Origin of the sequence: Paraburkholderia sp. JHI2823, assembly GCF_038900695.1 — a bacterium.
In the GTDB taxonomy this organism is placed as follows: Bacteria; Pseudomonadota; Gammaproteobacteria; order Burkholderiales; family Burkholderiaceae; genus Paraburkholderia; species Paraburkholderia mimosarum.
Window position 1 is genome coordinate 1 of the sequence record NZ_JAYMRY010000135.1, and the last position, 1,265, is coordinate 1,265.

General features: G+C 66.6%; 1 pseudogene. It reads left to right on the forward strand.

Annotation, left to right across the window (positions count from 1 at the left end):
• Positions 1-1,265 (forward strand): annotated as a pseudogene (locus VSR34_RS37930) (sarcosine oxidase subunit alpha); the annotation flags it as partial.

The window sequence follows — 1,265 nt, forward strand, 5'->3', positions numbered from 1 at the left end:
GCGGTATCGACGTATATCCATCGCTACGGCGTGTTGCCGGGACGCAATGCGGTCGTGTTCACGAACAACGATGCTGGCTATCGCTGCGCACTCGACCTCAAGGCGTGCGGCGCGAACGTAACGGTCGTCGATTCGCGCATGCAGGGCAATGGCGCGTTGCAGGCGGCCGCGCGCCGCCAGGGCGTGAAAGTGATGTACAACGCGGCCATCCACTGCGCGCACGGAAAACAGCGCGTGAGTTCGGTCGATGTGGTGGGCTACACGAACGGTCAAACCGGCTCGCAACAGGCGACGCTCGCGTGCGACCTCGTCGCGGTCTCGGGCGGCTTCAGTCCCGTGCTGCATCTGTTCGCGCAGTCGGGCGGCAAGGCGCACTGGAGCGACGCGAAGGCGTGCTTCCTGCCGGGCAAGCGCGTGCAGGACGAAGTGAGCGTGGGAGCGGCGGTGGGCGAATTCGGCCTTGCCCGCGCGCTCACGCAGGGCGTGGACGGCGGCATCGACGCGGCAAAGTCGCTTGGCTTGCCCATCAAGCGGCCCGCCGTGCCGAAGGCCGCCGAAGTCGAGGAAACGCCGCTGCAGGCGCTGTGGCTCGTGGGCAGCCGCAAGGAGGCGGCGCGCGGGCCGAAGCAGTTCGTCGACTTCCAGAACGATGTCTCGGCGGCGGACATCCTGCTCGCCGCGCGCGAAGGCTTCGAGTCGGTCGAGCACGTGAAGCGCTACACGGCCATGGGTTTCGGCACCGACCAGGGCAAGCTCGGCAACATCAACGGCATGGCGATCCTCGCCGGCGCGCTCGGCAAGACGATTCCCGAAACGGGCACGACGACGTTCCGCCCGAACTACACGCCCGTCACGTTCGGCACGTTCGCGGGGCGCGAACTCGGCGACCTGCTCGACCCGATCCGCAAGACCTGCATTCACGAATGGCACGTGCAGCACGGCGCGAAATTCGAGGACGTGGGCAACTGGAAGCGCCCCTGGTACTACCCGAAGAGCGGCGAGGACCTGCACGCGGCGGTCAAGCGCGAGTGCCTCGCGGTTCGCAACAGCGTGGGCATACTCGACGCTTCGACGCTGGGCAAGATCGACATCCAGGGGCCGGACGCCGCGAAGCTGCTGAACTGGGTGTACACGAACCCGTGGCTCAAGCTCGAAGTGGGCAAGTGCCGCTATGGGCTGATGCTCGACGAAAACGGCATGGTGTTCGACGACGGCGTGACGGTGCGCCTCGGTGAGCAGCACTACATGATGACGACCACCACGGG